This is a genomic window from Ochrobactrum vermis, assembly GCF_002975205.1.
In the GTDB taxonomy this organism is placed as follows: Bacteria; Pseudomonadota; Alphaproteobacteria; order Rhizobiales; family Rhizobiaceae; genus Brucella; species Brucella vermis.
Genome location: NZ_PCOC01000003.1, coordinates 71260 through 87922 on the forward strand (window position 1 = coordinate 71260; position 16663 = coordinate 87922).

The following is a 16663-nucleotide window of genomic DNA, read 5'->3' on the forward strand; positions in this document are numbered from 1 at the left end:
GTCGAGGCCGGGCTGACGGGCGGGCAAGGCGGGCACCGGATCACGCAAGCGCCCGGCGCGGGGCTTCCTCTTTCAGGCCCCAGGCGAGGCGCGTCGCGTCGAAGGCCCAGTCCAGCCAGGGCAGGACGGCCGCCATGTCCTCGATCTCCACCGTGGCGCCGCCCCAGAATCTCAGGCCCGGGGGAGCCGCGCGATAGGATCCGATGTCGTGCGCGACGCCCTCCAGGTTGAGGAGACGCACGATCTCGCCGACGAACCGGTTCTGATCGGCTGCGTCGAGCGCCTTGATCTCCGGTGCGACGATCTGAAGGCAGAGCGCGGTGCAGGAGCGGGTTACCTCCCGCTGCGCAAGAAACCCGGCCCAGCGGCTGCGGCTGACCCAGGCGGTGACGATCTCGAGATTGGCCTCGCATCTTGCGACAAGCTCGGGCAGCCCTCCGATCGAGGCGGCCCAGGCGAGCCCGTCGATCGCGTCCTCGACGGCCAGCATAGACGGGGTGTTGATCGTCTCACCCTCGAAGAGGCCCTCGATCAGCTTTGCGCCCTTGGTCATGCGAAAGATTTTTGCCATCGGCCAGGCGGGTACATGCGACTCCAGCCACTCGACCGCACGCGGGCTGAGCACCAGCATGCCGTGAGCGCCTTCGCCGCCGAGCACCTTCTGCCAGGACCAGGTCACGACATCGAGCTTGTGCCACGGCAGCGCCATGGCGAAGGCGGCCGATGTCGCGTCGCAGATGGCAAGGCCCGATCGATCCTCGGCGATCCAGTCGCCGTCGGGAACACGGACGCCGGACGTCGTTCCGTTCCAGGTGAAGACAAGGTCGCGCGATCCATCGACCTGCGACAGGTCCGGTAGATCTCCGTACTCGGCGATCATCGTGCGCACATCGTCGATCCGAAGCTGCTTGGTGATGTCAGTCACCCATTCCTGCCCGAAGCTTTCCCATGCAAGCACATCCACTCCGCGCGGCCCGAGCAGGGACCAGAGCGCCATCTCGACCGCTCCGGTATCCGATGCCGGGACGATGGCGATGCGATAGTCCTCCGGGATGTCCAGGATCGACCGGGTCCGGTCTATCACCTCGCGCAACCGCGCCTTGCCGGGTTTGGACCGATGCGATCGCCCGACGACGGCGCCGTCCAAGGCGGAGGTGGACCAGCCGGGACGTTTCGCCGAGGGCCCGGACGAAAAATGGGGGTTGCGCGGACGCTGGGACGGCTTGATCGGCTTGTTGGACACTTCATCACTCCGGGCAGCAGGTCGCCGATGCGTTCGATCAGCCTTGGGATCTTGCAATCCACCAAGGAGGCATTCGATCGATTTCCGCGTCTCTGTGGCGGCAAACTCGGTGTTGCTGGGTTCGATTTGAAGCGCCGGATGCGACGATACCGCTAGGCCGGATGAAACAGCCGCGATCCAGTCGAGCCCGCGTCAACCGGCACATTGGGATTCTCCAATCCGGACCTGTGCGCGGAACGATGGAAGAATTGGCGGTCGGAAGTCTCGCATAGCCAACGGAGATCGCTGACGTTGAATGAGATCCGCATTCCCCATGACAGGGGTGCTGCCGCCCCGTTGCGGGGAAGCGCGGTCGCTGGTGAAGCACCCCGTTCCTGTGTCGGAGCGTGTCTTCAGTCGTCGTTCGGCCAGGGCGCATGGCTTGCGCCGGCGCGTTGGTCAATGAGGGCCGCAGGATGACCCGTCCTCAGATCCCGCCGCATCTTACACAAGCTCTGGATGATCATGGCTACGTGCGGCTCAGCCAAGCGGTGATGCATCAGATGCTCGATGCCGAGGCCATCGTGGAGTGGCCAGGTTTCAAGGCGAGTTGGAATGCGCTGCCGACGGATGAATACATGGCCGATGGCGGCGACTATTGGCGGCGCAGGTTTGCGGTCTTTCTGATCGGCCCGAACTTCATCTGGCGCAAGCCGCACCGGCCGCATTACCAGGCGCGCGAGCACAATTCCCTCAACGGCGGCGTCGAGCGCTGGTTTGCGCCCGTCGAGAGCGCAGTGACCAACAGCTTCCTTCTCAATGCGGTTCTGCGGGCTGCGCACAGCTTCTTCGACCGCGCGCGCGACAAGCGGCTTTGGTACGCGGACATGCACCAGTTCCGCATCGAAGCCAGTTCCGACCACGCGGGATTGCCGACGCCGGAGGGGTTGCATCGCGATGGCGTCGACTGGGTTTTCATGATGGCGGTCGATCGCCGCGAGGTGATCGGCGGCGTTTCGAGCATCCATGCGCCGGACGGCGCCGAGATCGCCTCCTTCACGCTTGAGGAGCCTTTCGAGGCCGTGCTGCTCGATGACCGACGGCTTCTGCATGGCGTCACGCCGATCTATCCGCGAGACAAGACGACGAACGGGCACCGGGACGTGCTCGTCGTGACATTCAAAAGGACGACAAAATGGGATCCCTGATGCTATCGCGAGACCTTTCTGCTTCGGGTCCGGTCTCTTCGCTCAAGAACAGCCGCGCCTCGGGCGCAAGGCTTGGCTCATGAGTATCGTCGCCTCGATCCGCGACAGTCTCGTTCCCGTCCATCGGGCAGGCTACCCTTTCATCGCCGCCGGCGCGGTCGTCACCCTAGTCCTCGGCTTCGTCTGGGGGCCGCTGGCATGGATCGGCGCGATCGTCACGGCCTGGATCGTCTATTTCTTCCGCGATCCTCAGCGCACCACCCCGCAGTCGCCGGAGCTCATCGTCTCTCCGGCCGATGGCCGCATCAGCATGATCGCCGAGGTGGCGCCGCCGCCCGAACTTCAGCTATCGGCGGAGCGAATGCTGAGGATTTCGGTGTTCATGAGCATTTTCGACTGCCATGTGAACCGTATGCCGATCGCGGGAACGGTGGGCCACATCGCCTATACGCCGGGCCGTTTCGTCAACGCCGATCTCGACAAGGCCAGCGAGCACAATGAGCGCAACGGCATGGTTATCGCCGCTGCGCAAGGTCCGATCGCGGTTGTGCAGATCGCGGGCCTGATCGCCCGCCGAATCGTGCATTGGGTGAGATTGGGCGACAGTCTCGCCGTGGGCGATCGGTTCGGTCTCATCCGGTTCGGCTCGCGCCTGGACGTCTATATGCCAGTCGGGAGCGATGTGCTGGTCGCGGTCGGCCAGCGGGCGATTGCGAGCGAGACGCCTCTCGCCAGCCTTGGCGCCTCCAACGTCGAGCGAGCGTTCCGGAAAAGCTGAAGCCCATTCCTATGCCGTGGGCCCATGACGAACGGGTTGGCCGTCGCGTCAACCGGCCCAGCCCGCTTCGACAAACTGGCACGCCTTGGGATCACTCGTGGACTGTATGACTTCTTGGGAGCCTGACGCGATCTCGTGCAGGCCCCGAGCGGAGACCATGACCATGGCCGAGAAAGCTGTCTTCTATCATGCTGGTTGCTCTGTTTGTGTTGATGCCGAGCAACGCTTTGCGGGCGTGTTGAATCCCCTCCAGTACGACGTTGAGATCGTCCATCTCGGCGAGCAGGAGGACCGCATCGACGAGGCGATGGCCGCAGGAGTCATATCCGTTCCGGCGTTCGTGATCGGCGGCGCCGTCTTTCACATCAACCATGGCGCCAACATCACGGCGGTCGGGTGACTGTTCGATGACGAAAGGTCCTCCCGCCACGCTCAAGACAGCTGTGGCCATTCGACATCTCGACTTCGAGGATCTCGGCACCTTTGAGGCCGTGCTGACTGCCGCCGGCTACCGAATTCACTACTACGATCTGGGCGTGAACGAGCTGTGGACCCTCGATCCCCTGCTTCCCAGCCTTCTGGTAATCCTGGGCGGGCCGGTCGGCGTCTATGAAGGCGACAGCTATCCGTTTCTTGAGGACGAGCAGCGGATTCTCGAATCCCGCCTGGCCTCGAACATGCCGACGCTCGGCATCTGCCTGGGCGCCCAGCAGATCGCGGCGACGCTGGGGGCGAAAGTCGCGCCGAGCGGCGTCAAGGAGATCGGCTTTTCCGAACTGACCCTGACGCAAGCCGGCCGTGATGGTCCGCTGCGTCACCTGGAGGGCGTCTCCGTGCTGCATTGGCATGGCGACGCCTTCGAAATCCCCGAGGGCGCCGAAAATCTCGCCTCGACCGCGCTGTGCGCGACCCAGGGATTTGCGCTCGGCCGGAATGTTCTCGGCCTGCAATTCCATCCCGAGGTCAACGCCTGCGCGGGCATTGAACGCTGGCTTGTCGGACATGCCGTGGAACTCGCCGCGGCCGGCATCGATCCAGGAACTCTTCGGAAGGACGCCGAGCGTCTAGGGCCGGCGTTGCGTGACGCTGCCCGCAAGATGCTCGCAGAATGGCTACAAGGACTTAACTGAATGAACAACGCCCTCGACGCCGAGCTGTCGGCCGCCATTGATGAAGAAGCTCAGCGTCAGCACGACCATATCGAGTTGATCGCATCCGAAAACATCGTCAGCCCGGCCGTCCGCGCGGCCCAGGGCTCTCACCTGACCAACAAATACGCCGAAGGCTATCCGGGCCGGCGCTACTATGGCGGGTGCGAGGCGGTCGACAAGGTCGAGCAAGTGGCCATCGATCGGGTTCGCGAGCTCTTTGGCGCGTCCTTCGCGAACGTCCAGCCCCATTCCGGGGCGATCGCGAACATCGCCGTCCTCTTTGCGCTGCTGAAGCCCGGCGACCCGATCATGGGACTGGACCTGTCCTGCGGCGGCCATCTGACTCACGGTTCGCCCGTTAGCCTCTCCGGCCGCTGGTTCAACGTCTCCGCCTACGGGGTCCGCCGCGAAGATGAGCTGATCGATTATGACGAGCTGGAGCGCGGCGTGCAGAAGGCGCGCCCGCGCCTGATATTCGCCGGCGGTTCCGCTTATCCGCGGTCCATCGATTTCGCGCGCATGCGCTCGATCGCCGATGACGTCGGCGCCTATCTCGTCGCCGACGTCGCGCATTATGCGGGCCTGATCGCCACCGGGCTCTATCCGGACCCTGTGCCGCATGCCCATGTCATCACCTCTACCACGCACAAGACGCTGCGCGGTCCGCGCGGAGGGCTGGTCCTGACCAATGACGCCGAGATCGCCAAGCTGGTGGATAAAGCGGTCTTTCCAGGCACGCAGGGCGGGCCGCTGATGCATGTGATCGCCGGTAAGGCCGCGGCCTTCCACGAGGCGTTGCAGCCGGGTTTCATCGATTATTCCAAGGCCGTCGTCGCGAACGCCAAGGCATTCGCCGAGACACTGACGGCTGGCGGTTTGCGTCTCGTGACGGACGGCACCGATTGCCATCTCCTCCTGGTCGACCTGCAGCCGTTCGGTATAACGGGCAAGGAGGCCGTGGAGGCGTTGGAGCGGTTCGGCCTGACGGCCAACAAGAATGCCGTACCTTACGATCCGAAACCGCCGACGATCACATCCGGCATCCGCTTCGGCACGCCGGCCGGAACCTCGCGAGGCTTCGATGCGGATGATTTCCGTCGGGTCGGCGAACTCATTCTGACTGTGCTGAAGGGAGTGCAGGGCCAGGCCTTCGACGAGGGCGCGGTGCGCGATGACATCCGGCGCCTGGTCGAGGCCCATCCGGTGACGGCATAGGTCAAACCGCCGGCCCATCCCATTTCCGGTAACCGGCACATCCAACCGCGCGACCCAACCGGTAGTCAATGGAAACTGCTGTCGTCCCTCAAAGCATGGACGGCCGCCAACAGTGTTGGTCTAGCGAAACACTGTGAAGAACCGGACGTCACAGGCGAAAGACGACGACAAATGGATTTCGACTACGCGAATTTCTTCAAATCGACTTTGGACGCGCTCAAGCGCGAGGAACGCTACCGGATCTTCGCCAATCTTGAACGCCAACCCGGCAATCCGGTGCGTGCTTTCGATCATCGGACCGGGCGCGATGTCACGATCTGGTGTTCGAACGACTATCTGGGCATGAGCGTCCATCCGAATGTCGTGGCCGCCGCGTCCGAGGCGCTTTACGCCTCCGGCGCGGGAGCTGGCGGCACGCGTAACATTTCGGGCACCAGCAGCGAGCATGTGAAGCTCGAGGAGGAACTCGCTGACCTTCACGGCAAGGCGGCGGCCCTCGTCTTCACCTCAGGCTATGCGGCCAACGACGCGGCGCTGTCGACGCTGGGGAAGATCCTTCCCGAGTGTGTCTTCGTGTCCGACACCCTCAACCACGCCTCCATGATCGAGGGCATGCGGCGCTCGGGCGCGGAGAAGCGGCTGTTCCGGCACAACGACGTCGAGGATCTGGAGCTGCAATTGCGCAGCATCGCTCCCGGACGTCCGAAGATCATCTGCTTCGAAAGCTGCTATTCGATGGACGGCGACTATTCTCCGATCGCGGCGATCTGCGATCTGGCGGATCGCTATGGCGCGCTGACCTATCTCGACGAGGTGCACAGCGTCGGGCTTTACGGCCCGCGAGGCGGCGGCGTCGCAGAGGCGGCCGGCGTGATGCACCGGATCGATGTCATTCAGGGCACGTTGAGCAAGGGTTTCGGCGGTGTCGGCGGATATATCTCCGGCAGTGTGGAACTGGTGGACTTCGTTCGCAGCCATGCACCGGGTTTCATCTTCTCGACGGCTCTGCCGCCCGCCACGGTGGCGGGTGTTCGGGCGGCTGTGCAACACCTCAAGAGCGACGGAACCGAGCGTAGGGCGCTGCAGGAGCGCGTCGTGTCGGTGAAGAACAGGCTCGCCGCGACGGGCCTGCCGGTTCTTGACAGCCCCAGCCACATCCTGCCGCTCATGGTCGGCGATGCCGGCCTCGCCAAGCTCGTCACCGACGACTTGATGGAGAGATCCGGAATCTACGTGCAGCCGATCAACTTCCCTACGGTTCCGCGAGGCACCGAGCGGCTGCGCATAACCCCTCATCCACACCATACGCCGGCAGACGAGGAACACCTCATCGAGGCGCTGGTCTCGGTTTGGGAGCGGTTGGCCGTACCCGCTTTGAATACGCGTGTCGCTACATACGCCGGCCTGCAATGAGCTAGCTGATGGCGAAGCGGCCTTGTCCAATCGAGCTTCGCCATCTGAGCTACTTCGTGGCCGCCGCCGAGCACGGCAGTTTCCGAAAAGCTGGAGCCGCTATCGGCGTTGGCGCATCTGCGATCAGCCGGCGCATTCGCGATCTTGAAGACCATGTCGGGGTGTCGCTGTTCCATCGTCGCACAAATGGTGTGTCGCTGACCTATGCTGGCCAGAACTTCCTGCGCAGGGCGAGACAGGGGCTGCGCACGATCCAGGAGGGCGCCCAAAGTATCGGCTTGATCGGGCGCGGCGAGGCCGGCGTCTTGCGTGTGGGAATTTTCTCATCGCTGGCGTCTGGTTTTCTGGCCAATCTGCTGCATGCCTATGACGAGAGACATGGCGACGTTCGGGTGGATTTTGTCGACGGCAATCCAGCGGAACATGTGGCGGCGGTGCGGCAGCTGCGCCCTGATGTTGCGTTCATAACCGGAACGGCGGCGTGGCAGGATTGTGAAACGACGCAGCTATGGTCGGAAGGCGTGTTCGCGGTCTTGCCGGACAAGCATCCTCTCTCCGCAAAGGAGGAGCTCGGCTGGAGGGACCTGGCCGAGGAATGCTTCATCGTCAGCGAAGCCGCAGGCGGGCCGGAGATCCGCGACTATCTGGTCCAGCGGCTGGCGGAGCTCGGGCGCAGTCCGGTGATCGAACCGCAAAAGGTTGGCAGGGACAATCTGCTGACGTTGGTGGCGCTGGGCCGTGGCTTGACGCTGACGAGCGAAGCGACGACGGCCGCGCGATTTCCCGGAGTCGTGTATCGGCAGATGGCTGGCGAGAGCCTGCCCTTCAGTGCCGTTTGGTCGCGGCGGAATGATAACCCCGCGTTTCGGCAGTTGTTGAGTCTCGCGCGTGCGATGTCTCGGCCGGAGACCAGAGGACGCGTCACGCCGGTCGCGTCGGGAAACCCGACGCGCGTCTTGCTTTTGCAAAACCGCGATCTGTCCCGATGAACCGCTCCAGCATCGGCACGATCAGCCTGACGGGATCGGCGGCGGGCTGGCCGTTTTCACGGGCCAGCACTTCGGCATAGGCGACGAGATCGCGGTGAAGCGGCGCCGGCAGCTCCAGTGTCACCTTGACGGGCTTGTCGTCGGGGAGCGGGCCGAGTTTGAGTTTGGTCATGGTCAACCGCCTGCCGGGTCGAATATTAGATCTCGGGTTGTTGGTTTGCACGCGGAACTGAGCCAGTTTTTCCACCGAGAAGTGAGCCACCTCTAAGTATGGTTTTCTGATCAGGGTTTAGTCAAGGGATTGGCGTTTTGTCCTCTCTTCTGTGCTGCGGCTGCCGAGCTGGCCTTGAAGCGGAAGCTGTCGTTCCCTGTTTCCAGGATATGGCAGCGATGGGTCAAACGATCGAGCAATGCGGTTGTCATCTTGGCGTCGCCGAAGACGGTTGCCCATTCGCTGAAGCTGAGGTTGGTGGTAATCACAACGCTCGTCCGTTCATAGAGCTTGCTCAGAAGGTGGAAGAGCAGTGCTCCCCCTGAGGCGCTGAACGGCAGGTATCCCAACTCGTCGAGGATGAGCAGATCAAGGCGGACCAAGGTCTCTGCGATCTGCCCCGCCTTGCCTTTAGCCTTCTCCTGCTCAAGCGCGTTGACCAATTCGATGGTCGAGAAGAATCGGACCTTTCGACGGTGATGCTCGATCGCCTGGATGCCGAGGGCGGTGGCGACATGTGTTTTTCCTGTGCCCGGTCCGCCGACAAGCACGATATTCTGCGCGCCGTCGATGAACTCGCATCTATGCAATTGGCGCACCGTCGCTTCGTTGATTTCGCTGGCGGCGAAGTCGTATCCGGAGAGGTCCTTGTAGGCTGGAAAGCGGGCAGCCTTCATGTGATAGGCGATGGACCGGACCTCGCGCTCGGCCATCTCGGCTTTCAGCAACTGGGACAGGATCGGCACGGCTGCATCAAAGGCTGGAGCACCTTGCTCGATCAGGTCACTGACGGCTTGGGACATGCCATACATCTTCAGGCTTCGCAGCATGATGACGACGGCGGCACTGGCTGGATCATGACGCATGGCGACCTCCAACGATCCGGACACGCAGGCCATCATAGCGTTCGACATTGGCCTTGGGTTCGCGCAGCAAAGTCAGTGCCTGTGGCGTATCGACGTCGGGACCGTCAGTCGTCTTATCGTCGATCAGCATATGCAGCAGGTTTAGCACATGCATTTTGGTTGCCACGCCTTGATCCAAAGCCAATTCCACAGCACTGATGACGGCCTGTTCGTTGTGATGAAGGACGAGGGCAAGGATATCGGCCATCTCACGATCACCACCAGGGCGGCGCAGCATCTGCTCCTGCAGCTGTCGAAAGGCCAGCGGCAATTCCAGGAAGGGTGCGCCATTGCGCAGTGCTCCAGGCTTGCGCTGGATGACCGCAAGGTAATGGCGCCAGTCGTAAATCGTCCTCGGCGGTTTGTCGTGGCTGCGTTCTATGATCCGCGGATGTTCGCAAAGGATATTGCCCTCGGCCGCAACGACCAGTCGCTCGGGATAAATCCTCAGGCTGACGGGCCGGTTCGCAAAAGACGCAGGCACGCTGTAACGATTGCGCTCGAAGGTGATCAGGCATGTCGGCGAGACGCGCTTGCTCTGCTCGACGAAGCCGTCAAACATGGCGGGGAGCGCCATCAATGCTGCCCGCTCATCAGCCCAAACATCCGCGATCGAGCCGGACAAGGTGCCATGCGCTGTCTCCCGCCACAGGTCCTGGCAATGCTGTTCCAGCCAGATATTCAATGCCCCCAAATCTGGAAAGTCGGGCATCTGTTGCCACAGCCGCGGTCGGGCATCCTGGACGTTCTTCTCGACCTGCCCCTTCTCCCAGCCCGCGGCGGGATTGCAGAACTCTGGCGCAAAGACGTAATGGTTCGTCATCGCAAGGAAACGGATGTTGACCTGTCGCTCCTTGCCGCGGCCCACACGATCGACCGCTGTCTTCATGTTATCGTAGATGCCACGACCAGGCACGCCGCCAAACACGCGGAAGCCGTGCCAATGGGCGTCAAACAGCATCTCATGCGTCTGCAACAGGTAGGCCCTGACAAAAAACGCGCGACTGTGCGATAGCTTGATATGCGCGACCTGAAGCTTCGTGCGCTCGCCGCCTATCACGGCATAGTCCTCACTCCAATCGAACTGGAATGCTTCGCCTGGTCGGAAAGACAGCGGAACGAATATGCCGCGGCCCGTCGTCTGCTGCTCACGTTGCCGATCAGCCCGCCAATCACGAGCGAATGCGGCGACCCGACCATAGGAGCCGGTAAAGCCGAGAACCACCAGATCGGAATGAAGCTGCTTCAGTGTTCGGCGCTGCTTGCGCGACTTTCCGGTCTCGGTCTTCAGCCAGGCCGCGAGTTTGTCGGCAAAAGGATCAAGCTTGCTCGGTCGTTCCGGTACCGTGAACGTCGGCTCTATCGTACCCGCGCTCAAATACTTCGCGATCGTGTTGCGCGACAGACCGGTGCGCCGGCTGATCTCGCGGATCGACTGCTTCTCTCGCAGCGCCATGCGCCGGATGATGTTTAAAAGTCCCATGTGGATCACTCCGCTGCCCCCGTCGCTCACCGCGTTGGGGGGAAGGTTCACATGGCTCAGTTCTCAATGGAAATTATCTGCCTAACTGGCTCAGTTCTGCGTGGAAACCAACAGGCGAGCAGCACCGATTTGCCTGCGCCGGTCGGGCCGACGACAAGGGTATGGCCCACGTCGCCGACGTGAATGGATAACCGGAACGGGGTCGAGCCTTCGGTCTTGCCATAAAGCAAGGGGGGCGCACCGAAATGCTCGTCCCGTTCCGGCCCCGCCCATACCGCTGAAAGCGGGATCATATGGGCGAGATTCAAGGTGCTGATGGGTGACTGGCGCACGTTGGCGTAGGCATGGCCGGGCAATGAGCCAAGCCAGGCATCGACTGCGTTGACCGTTTCGGGCATGGCGGTGAAGTCACGCCCCTGAACGATCTTCTCAACAAGCCGCAACTTCTCGTCGGCGATGCGCGGATCGGTATCCCAAACAGTGACGGTCGCCGTGACGTAGGCCATGCCCGCCACGTCCGCGCCGAGCTCTTGCAAGGCCATGTCTGCGTCGAGCGCCTTGTTGGCGGCGTCGGTGTCGACAAGCGCTGATGCTTCGTTCGTCATGACCTCTTTCAAGATCGCGGCGATGGATTTGCGCTTGGCGAACCATTGGCGCCTGATCTTGGTCAGCAGCCGGGTCGCGTCCGTCTTGTCCATGAGGATGGCGCGCGTGCTCCACCGGTACGGGAACGGCAGGCGGTTCATCTCATCGAGAAGGCCCGGGGTCGTTGCGTTCGGGAAGCCCACGATCGTCAGGATGCGCAGATGTTGCGCCCCGAGACGCGGCTCCAGCCCTCCGGTCAATGGCTGGTCGGCGAGCAGCGCGTCCAGGTGCATCGGCGTTTCGGGCACGCGCACACGATGACGGTTGGTCGAGATGGTGGAATGCAGGTAAGTCAGCGTTTCGCCGTCGTCCAACCAGCGGCACTCCGGCATGAAGCCGTCGAGCAGCGCCAGAACGCGATCGGTGCGGTCGACGAAGCCGCGAAGGATTTCCCACGGATCGACGCCGGTCTTTTCTCGACCCTCGTAAAGCCATGTTTCGGCGCGGGCGGCTTCCTCGGCTGGGGGCAGATAGAGGAAGGTCAGAAAATAGCCGGACACGAAGTGCGTACCGGCTTCCTCAAAGGCCGCCTTGCGCTCGGCGTCGACCAAAGCCGACGCAGCATCGGGAAAGGTGCTGTCAGGATAGGTCGCCGCTTCGCTTCGCTGCGCCTCTACGAAGATGCTCCAACCGGAGCCGAGCCGGCGGACGGCATTATTGATGCGCCCGGCGACTGCGACCAGCTCGGCGGCGACAGCGGAATCGAGGTCGGGACCGCGAAACTTGGCCGAGCGCTGGAACGAGCCGTCCTTGTTCAAGACGACGCCGCGGCCGACCAATGCGGCCCAGGGCAGGTAATCCGCCAGACGGGCGGAAGTGCGTCGGTATTCGGCAAGGTTCATCATGGCCGCACCCTCAAACGTTGAGAAAGGCCGGGATGCGCAGATGCCTGCGGCCGACCTCGACAAAGAGGGGATCGCGCTTGGCCGCCCATACGGCCGCGAAATGACCGATTGCCCATATGGCGAGACCAACCAGCCAGAGCCGCAAGCCCAAGCCCACGGCCCCGGCCAGCGTCCCGTTCAGAATCGCGATGGAGCGCGGTGCGCCGCCCAGCAGGATATGCTCGGTCAACGCGCGGTGGACCGGGGTGCTGAAGCCTGCGACTGCGTCGAGCTGTTCAAGACCTCCCGCCATCAAACGAGCGTCCCGCCGCCGAACGAGAAGAACGACAGGAAGAAGCTCGATGCGGCGAACGCGATGGAGAGGCCGAAGACGATCTGGATCAGCTTTCGGAAACCGCCCCCCGTATCGCCGAACGCAAGGGTTAGGCCGGTCACGATGATGATGATGACGGCGATGATCTTGGCGACCGGGCCCTCGATGGATTGGAGGATTTGCTGTAGGGGCTGTTCCCACGGCATCGAGGAACCGGACGCATGGGCGGTCGGGGCGAGCATGAGGCTGATGGCAAGGGTGGATGCAGCGGTCGCGGCGAAGCGATGGCCGCGCGCGAGGGTGCGGATCATTCGGGTTCTCCTGGTCTGGTTTCGATTGCGCGAGTGATGCGGTAGTCTCCATCCGGCCCCAGCCCCTCGACACGGGCGAGTTCGGCGAGCCGGCGCGCGGATCCGCGGCCAGACAGGACGGCAACAAGGTCGATGGTCTCGGCGATCAGGGCGCGGGGGACAGTGACCACGGCTTCCTGGATGAGCTGTTCGAGCCGGCGCAGTGCGCCAATGCCGGTGCCCGCATGGATGGTGCCGATACCGCCAGGGTGGCCGGTGCCCCACGCTTTGAGCAGATCAAGGGCTTCCGAACCGCGCACCTCGCCGATGGGGATGCGGTCGGGACGGAGGCGCAGAGAGGACCGGACCAGATCGGAAAGCGTGGCGACGCCGTCCTTCGTACGCATGGCAACAAGATTGGGCGCCTTGCATTGCAGCTCGCGCGTGTCCTCGATGATGACGACGCGATCGTCCGTCTTCGCAACCTCGGCGAGGAGCGCGTTGGTCAGCGTGGTCTTGCCCGTACTGGTGCCGCCGGCCACCAGGATATTGGCGCGGGCCGCCACGGCGTCGCGCAATGTTTGCGCCTGGTCCGCGGCCATGATCCCGGCCGCCACATAGTCGTCGAGCGTGAACACGGCGACGGCGGGCTTGCGGATGGCGAAGGTCGGGGCGGCGACCACGGGCGGGAGCAGGCCCTCGAACCGCTCTCCGGTTTCCGGCAGTTCGGCCGAGACGCGCGGGCTGCGCGGATACACCTCCGTGCCGACATGGTGGGCGACAAGCCTGACGATGCGTTCGCCATCGGCCGCTGTCAGGCGCTCGCCCGTATCGGACAATCCTTCAGACAAGCGGTCGATCCACAACCGCCCGTCAGGATTCAGCATGACTTCGACGACCGCGGGGTCTTCCAGAAACCGGGCTATAGACGCGCCGAGGGCGGTGCGGAGCATCCGCGCGCCACGTGCGATCGCTTCCGGTTTGTGCTGGTTGGAAGTCATGTCGGCCCCGATTTCTTAAGGGGCGCAAATGGTGCCCCCCGCATCGGGGTCGATTAAAAGAGCCTCAAATCCGGCCGGTTCAACAAGTTTCGGCCGTCGTAGTAGTGTAGGGTGTAAATACAGGAGAACGGCGGAATCGTTTGACCTTGGGCCGGGGTAAAGGGCGACCTAAATAGTCTCGCCGCCGTCGTCTGCGGGCTGGTCGATTCGGTCTTCTCGAGCGGCGACGTCTTCTGCAATCTCCTGTCGCAATGCCGGACCCTTCGCCAGCCGGCGGCCGAGCGCGGTGACGAAGGTCTCATAGCGTTCGGCGGCCTTGGCTCGTGCGGCTTGGGCGGCCGGCTCCGGCAGAGCGGGCGTCGTCGTCAGCCAGAAGCGAACGAAGACAGCGAGCGTTTCGACCGCGATGCCGGTGTCGCGCTCGAGACGGGCGATGCGTCGGTCGAGCTGATCGAGCCGTCGGGCGATGACGGCTTCCCGTCGCTCTGCCGTATCCGGGGAAAGGAAGGAAGCGATCGCCGCTTCGGCGATCAGCGACATCGACTGGTCCCGTCGCGCAGCATAATCGCCGAGATTGTTTCTGACTTCGGGATCGAGATAGACGGAAATTTGGTCCTTCTTTCTTGTGGCCATAGCGCTCAAAGCTCCATTCCATCCTTGGGGTTCATGGAGACCTGCCGGGCGACGCCCTGCATGACCCGGACGAGACGGCGGTTCTGTACGGCGTCGTCATCGGCTTCGTCGGCTCCGGCATCGAAATCGAACTCGTTGGCGATCGGCGCCTTCTTCTCGACTGGCCCCGCACGGGCCAGCTCGGGCTGCTTGCGCTTTTCCGAGCCCGTCGGGTCGTCATGGTCGCCGGCTGCGGATTCGAGAGGTTCGAACGTCGGTGTCGCCGGCAATGGCAAGGCGGTCCAATCGTTCGCGCGACCTTCAGCCGGCGTTGCGAGTGCGGGTGGCGGCAGGACGCGCTCGGTGAAGCGCGGATCTTCGAAATAGCGCGCCTTTTTCGCCCGGATCGGCGGCGTGCCTGCGACCATGACGATCTCGTCGGCCGGCGGAAGCTGCATGATTTCTCCAGGCGTCAGAAGCGGCCGGGCAGTCTCGGATCGCGAGACCATCAAGTGGCCAAGCCACGGCGCCAATCTGTGCCCGGCGTAGTTGCGCATAGCCTTCATTTCGGTCGCGGTGCCGAGGGCGTCCGATACGCGCTTAGCGGTGCGCTCGTCATTGGTGGCGAAGCTGACCCTGACGTGGCAGTTGTCGAGGATTGAGTTGTTCGGGCCATACGCTTTCTCGATCTGGTTCAGCGACTGCGCGATCAGGAAGCTCTTGAGGCCGTAACCCGCCATGAACGTCTGTCTGATGTTTAATCAATGTCTTTTTCACGCGAGGGGCGCGAACAGTTTCTCGTTTTTCGGCGGATCTGGAAGGTTGAGCCTTTTTGAAGTGCGGATTGAGCAATATCTGGAAACACGCATCAGGAATTAGGAAAGCATCCGGGACAGCACGTCCAGGAATTGGATGGAATGGGAGGGGCTCTGGTGGCGAAATGCTGTTATTAGCACGCGCTTTATTCTGGAACCGACGGGAAAATGATGCAGCCTGGGTGTGCAACCAGCTTACTTCATTTGGTGGAACGATACCGAAGCTGCTTTCTCGAAGAAGTCATAGCGGTGAGATACATTGCATCGCCGGTTAACCGGATATCGCTTTGGCTGGAGTCAACCATTATAGAACCGAGCGCACGTCTGTTTGAACGAAGTCGTCTCCTACATAGAGCAAGGGACAGCCATGCTCGTGAGCAACTTCATAGGAAAAGCAGTCACCATAGTTGAGCGAAGCTGGGTGAATGCCTTTGCCCCATCTGGCGTAAGCGTTAGCGACCCGGCGTGCGGAAGCGGCTGTCACGGATACGATTTCGAAGCCGAGCCCGGAAATCAACGCGTCAACCTCTTCGCCGACATTCCGTCGCGTAGCAACAATGAGGGCTTCAGTAACTGTTCCTGCGGAAATCAATAGCTCATCAGACTGTTCGATTGCCGTCATGCAAGCTTCGCCTTTGGGCTCATTGAGCACGATCGCCATGAGCGCGGATGTATCGACGGCGATCATATGGGCATCCCATCGTCGTCATAAAGAAAGTCCTGACTACGCGCAGCATTAGCTCCGGGTAATGCTTTCGCCGCCGCCGTTGCCCTCACCCTTTCCATCAGTGCGCGTCGGCCCTTGGGGCCGGGCGCTGCCGCAACGGCTATAAGCCGTGCGATCTCATGGCCGCGACGGGTCAAAATGACTTCATCCCCGGCTTCCGCTCGCTTTACCAGTTCGGTGAGCTGGCCTTTCGCGTCGCTGACAGATACGCGCATCGTCCAAGTTCCTTTGTGTTTCGCACATACTTAGCATAATAAATGGTCCATGTTATGGTCCATGTCAACATTGACCAGGCAACTGATATTGAATCTGATGGGTTGCCCGAACATTCCAGCCTATGAGGACGCATCATTTCCAGCGCATCGATTACGTATGCTTGCCGCAAAAACAACATGCAAGGACAGATGGCGGCAAATTATAAATGAAGTCGAACGCATTCGAATGAAACATCGTCTGACCCTTCAGGAAGGTGTTTCAGAAGCGCAATTCCGTGAAATGACCGAAGTAGGCGTGCGTCTTGTCGTCCCGGCTGGAATCCATGACGCCTATCTGGAAGCGGTGCGCCCACATCTGATCACGCTCGAGGAATTCATCGGAGATGTTCGCACGGCGTGATAGCGGCAGTCACTATGCTACGTCCGCTGCTAGGAAGTACGACAGTCATTTGTCCTCCTTACTGGTCGCAAGACCCGTTACCGTAAGACCATAAACGAAATGAGCCGCGGGAATGCACGTGGATTGCGCGATCTGAGCATGATGCGTTCAAGCTAATTGCCTTGTTGCGCCATGGCATCTCGGCATCTTTATTGATGATGCCGGAACATAGGCCTGCTTGGGTGG

17 protein-coding genes and 3 pseudogenes are annotated in these 16663 nt (G+C 62.1%); 8 read left to right on the forward strand and 12 right to left on the reverse strand.

Features of this window, described 5'->3' with window-relative positions:
* Positions 1 to 40: 40 nt before the first annotated feature.
* Positions 41 to 1243 (reverse strand): phosphoserine transaminase, encoded by a 1203-nt coding sequence (locus CQZ93_RS25220; protein ID WP_105545354.1) that lies wholly within the window; start codon positions 1241 to 1243, stop codon positions 41 to 43.
* A gap of 455 nt (positions 1244 to 1698) precedes the next feature.
* Between CQZ93_RS25220 and CQZ93_RS25225 the strand changes: the two genes are divergently transcribed.
* The 7 genes and pseudogenes from CQZ93_RS25225 (at position 1699) to CQZ93_RS25255 (ending at position 7976) form a co-directional block, all read left to right on the forward strand.
* Positions 1699 to 2430: a 2OG-Fe dioxygenase family protein gene (locus CQZ93_RS25225; protein WP_181153532.1), complete on the forward strand. Its 732-nt coding sequence runs from the start codon at positions 1699 to 1701 to the stop codon at positions 2428 to 2430.
* A gap of 76 nt (positions 2431 to 2506) precedes the next feature.
* Positions 2507 to 3208, forward strand: a pseudogene (locus CQZ93_RS25230) (phosphatidylserine decarboxylase); the annotation flags it as partial.
* A 163-nt stretch (positions 3209 to 3371) separates the two neighbouring features.
* Entirely contained in the window at positions 3372 to 3608 is a 237-nt protein-coding gene (locus CQZ93_RS25235; RefSeq protein ID WP_105545357.1) for a thioredoxin domain-containing protein, read from the forward strand.
* Between the two features lie 7 nt (positions 3609 to 3615).
* Positions 3616 to 4338, forward strand: a complete 723-nt coding sequence (locus CQZ93_RS25240) for a glutamine amidotransferase (RefSeq protein WP_105545358.1) — start codon at positions 3616 to 3618, stop codon at positions 4336 to 4338.
* Positions 4339 to 5574 (forward strand): serine hydroxymethyltransferase, encoded by a 1236-nt coding sequence (gene glyA / locus CQZ93_RS25245; protein WP_105545359.1) that lies wholly within the window; start codon positions 4339 to 4341, stop codon positions 5572 to 5574.
* Positions 5575 to 5745: 171 nt separating this feature from the next.
* Complete coding sequence (gene hemA / locus CQZ93_RS25250; protein ID WP_105545360.1) at positions 5746 to 6987, forward strand: 5-aminolevulinate synthase; 1242 nt, start codon at positions 5746 to 5748, stop codon at positions 6985 to 6987.
* 8 nt (positions 6988 to 6995) lie between these two features.
* The gene (locus CQZ93_RS25255; RefSeq protein WP_105545361.1) at positions 6996 to 7976 is read left to right on the forward strand and encodes a LysR family transcriptional regulator; all 981 of its coding nucleotides are present in this window, start codon (positions 6996 to 6998) and stop codon (positions 7974 to 7976) included.
* Here the strand turns inward: CQZ93_RS25255 and CQZ93_RS25260 are convergent.
* The 11 genes and pseudogenes from CQZ93_RS25260 to CQZ93_RS25310 form a co-directional block, all read right to left on the reverse strand.
* On the reverse strand, positions 7909 to 8148 hold the full coding sequence (locus CQZ93_RS25260; protein WP_105545362.1) for a DUF2274 domain-containing protein: 240 nt from the start codon (positions 8146 to 8148) through the stop codon (positions 7909 to 7911). The two genes, CQZ93_RS25255 and CQZ93_RS25260, sit on opposite strands and share 68 nt — an antisense overlap.
* Positions 8149 to 8258: 110 nt before the next feature.
* Complete coding sequence (gene istB, locus CQZ93_RS25265) at positions 8259 to 9053, reverse strand: IS21-like element helper ATPase IstB (protein ID WP_036589678.1); 795 nt, start codon at positions 9051 to 9053, stop codon at positions 8259 to 8261.
* Positions 9043 to 10575, reverse strand: a complete 1533-nt coding sequence (gene istA, locus CQZ93_RS25270) for an IS21 family transposase (protein WP_032963552.1) — start codon at positions 10573 to 10575, stop codon at positions 9043 to 9045. Before istA ends, istB begins: the two co-directional genes overlap by 11 nt.
* A 113-nt stretch (positions 10576 to 10688) precedes the next feature.
* A pseudogene (locus CQZ93_RS25275) lies at positions 10689 to 12065 on the reverse strand (conjugal transfer protein TrbE); the annotation flags it as partial.
* Positions 12066 to 12075: 10 nt separating this feature from the next.
* Positions 12076 to 12357: a VirB3 family type IV secretion system protein gene (locus tag CQZ93_RS25280; protein WP_105545363.1), complete on the reverse strand. Its 282-nt coding sequence runs from the start codon at positions 12355 to 12357 to the stop codon at positions 12076 to 12078.
* Positions 12357 to 12689 (reverse strand): TrbC/VirB2 family type IV secretion system protein, encoded by a 333-nt coding sequence (locus CQZ93_RS25285; protein WP_105545364.1) that lies wholly within the window; start codon positions 12687 to 12689, stop codon positions 12357 to 12359. Before CQZ93_RS25285 ends, CQZ93_RS25280 begins: the two co-directional genes overlap by 1 nt.
* Positions 12686 to 13669, reverse strand: a complete 984-nt coding sequence (trbB, locus tag CQZ93_RS25290) for a P-type conjugative transfer ATPase TrbB (RefSeq protein WP_105545365.1) — start codon at positions 13667 to 13669, stop codon at positions 12686 to 12688. Before trbB ends, CQZ93_RS25285 begins: the two co-directional genes overlap by 4 nt.
* Before the next feature lie 168 nt (positions 13670 to 13837).
* The gene (locus CQZ93_RS25295) at positions 13838 to 14302 is read right to left on the reverse strand and encodes a CopG family transcriptional regulator (RefSeq protein ID WP_105545366.1); all 465 of its coding nucleotides are present in this window, start codon (positions 14300 to 14302) and stop codon (positions 13838 to 13840) included.
* Positions 14303 to 14307: 5 nt separating this feature from the next.
* Positions 14308 to 15024 (reverse strand): annotated as a pseudogene (locus CQZ93_RS25300) (type IV secretory system conjugative DNA transfer family protein); the annotation flags it as partial.
* Between the two features lie 376 nt (positions 15025 to 15400).
* Positions 15401 to 15784 (reverse strand): type II toxin-antitoxin system VapC family toxin, encoded by a 384-nt coding sequence (locus tag CQZ93_RS25305; protein ID WP_105545367.1) that lies wholly within the window; start codon positions 15782 to 15784, stop codon positions 15401 to 15403.
* Positions 15781 to 16038: a type II toxin-antitoxin system Phd/YefM family antitoxin gene (locus CQZ93_RS25310; RefSeq protein WP_105545368.1), complete on the reverse strand. Its 258-nt coding sequence runs from the start codon at positions 16036 to 16038 to the stop codon at positions 15781 to 15783. The genes CQZ93_RS25305 and CQZ93_RS25310 overlap by 4 nt, the downstream gene beginning before the upstream one ends.
* 97 nt (positions 16039 to 16135) lie before the next feature.
* Here CQZ93_RS25310 and CQZ93_RS25315 point away from each other — a divergent pair, with 97 nt between their 5' ends.
* Positions 16136 to 16438 (forward strand): type II restriction endonuclease, encoded by a 303-nt coding sequence (locus CQZ93_RS25315; RefSeq protein ID WP_286154323.1) that lies wholly within the window; start codon positions 16136 to 16138, stop codon positions 16436 to 16438.
* Positions 16439 to 16663 lie beyond the last annotated feature (225 nt).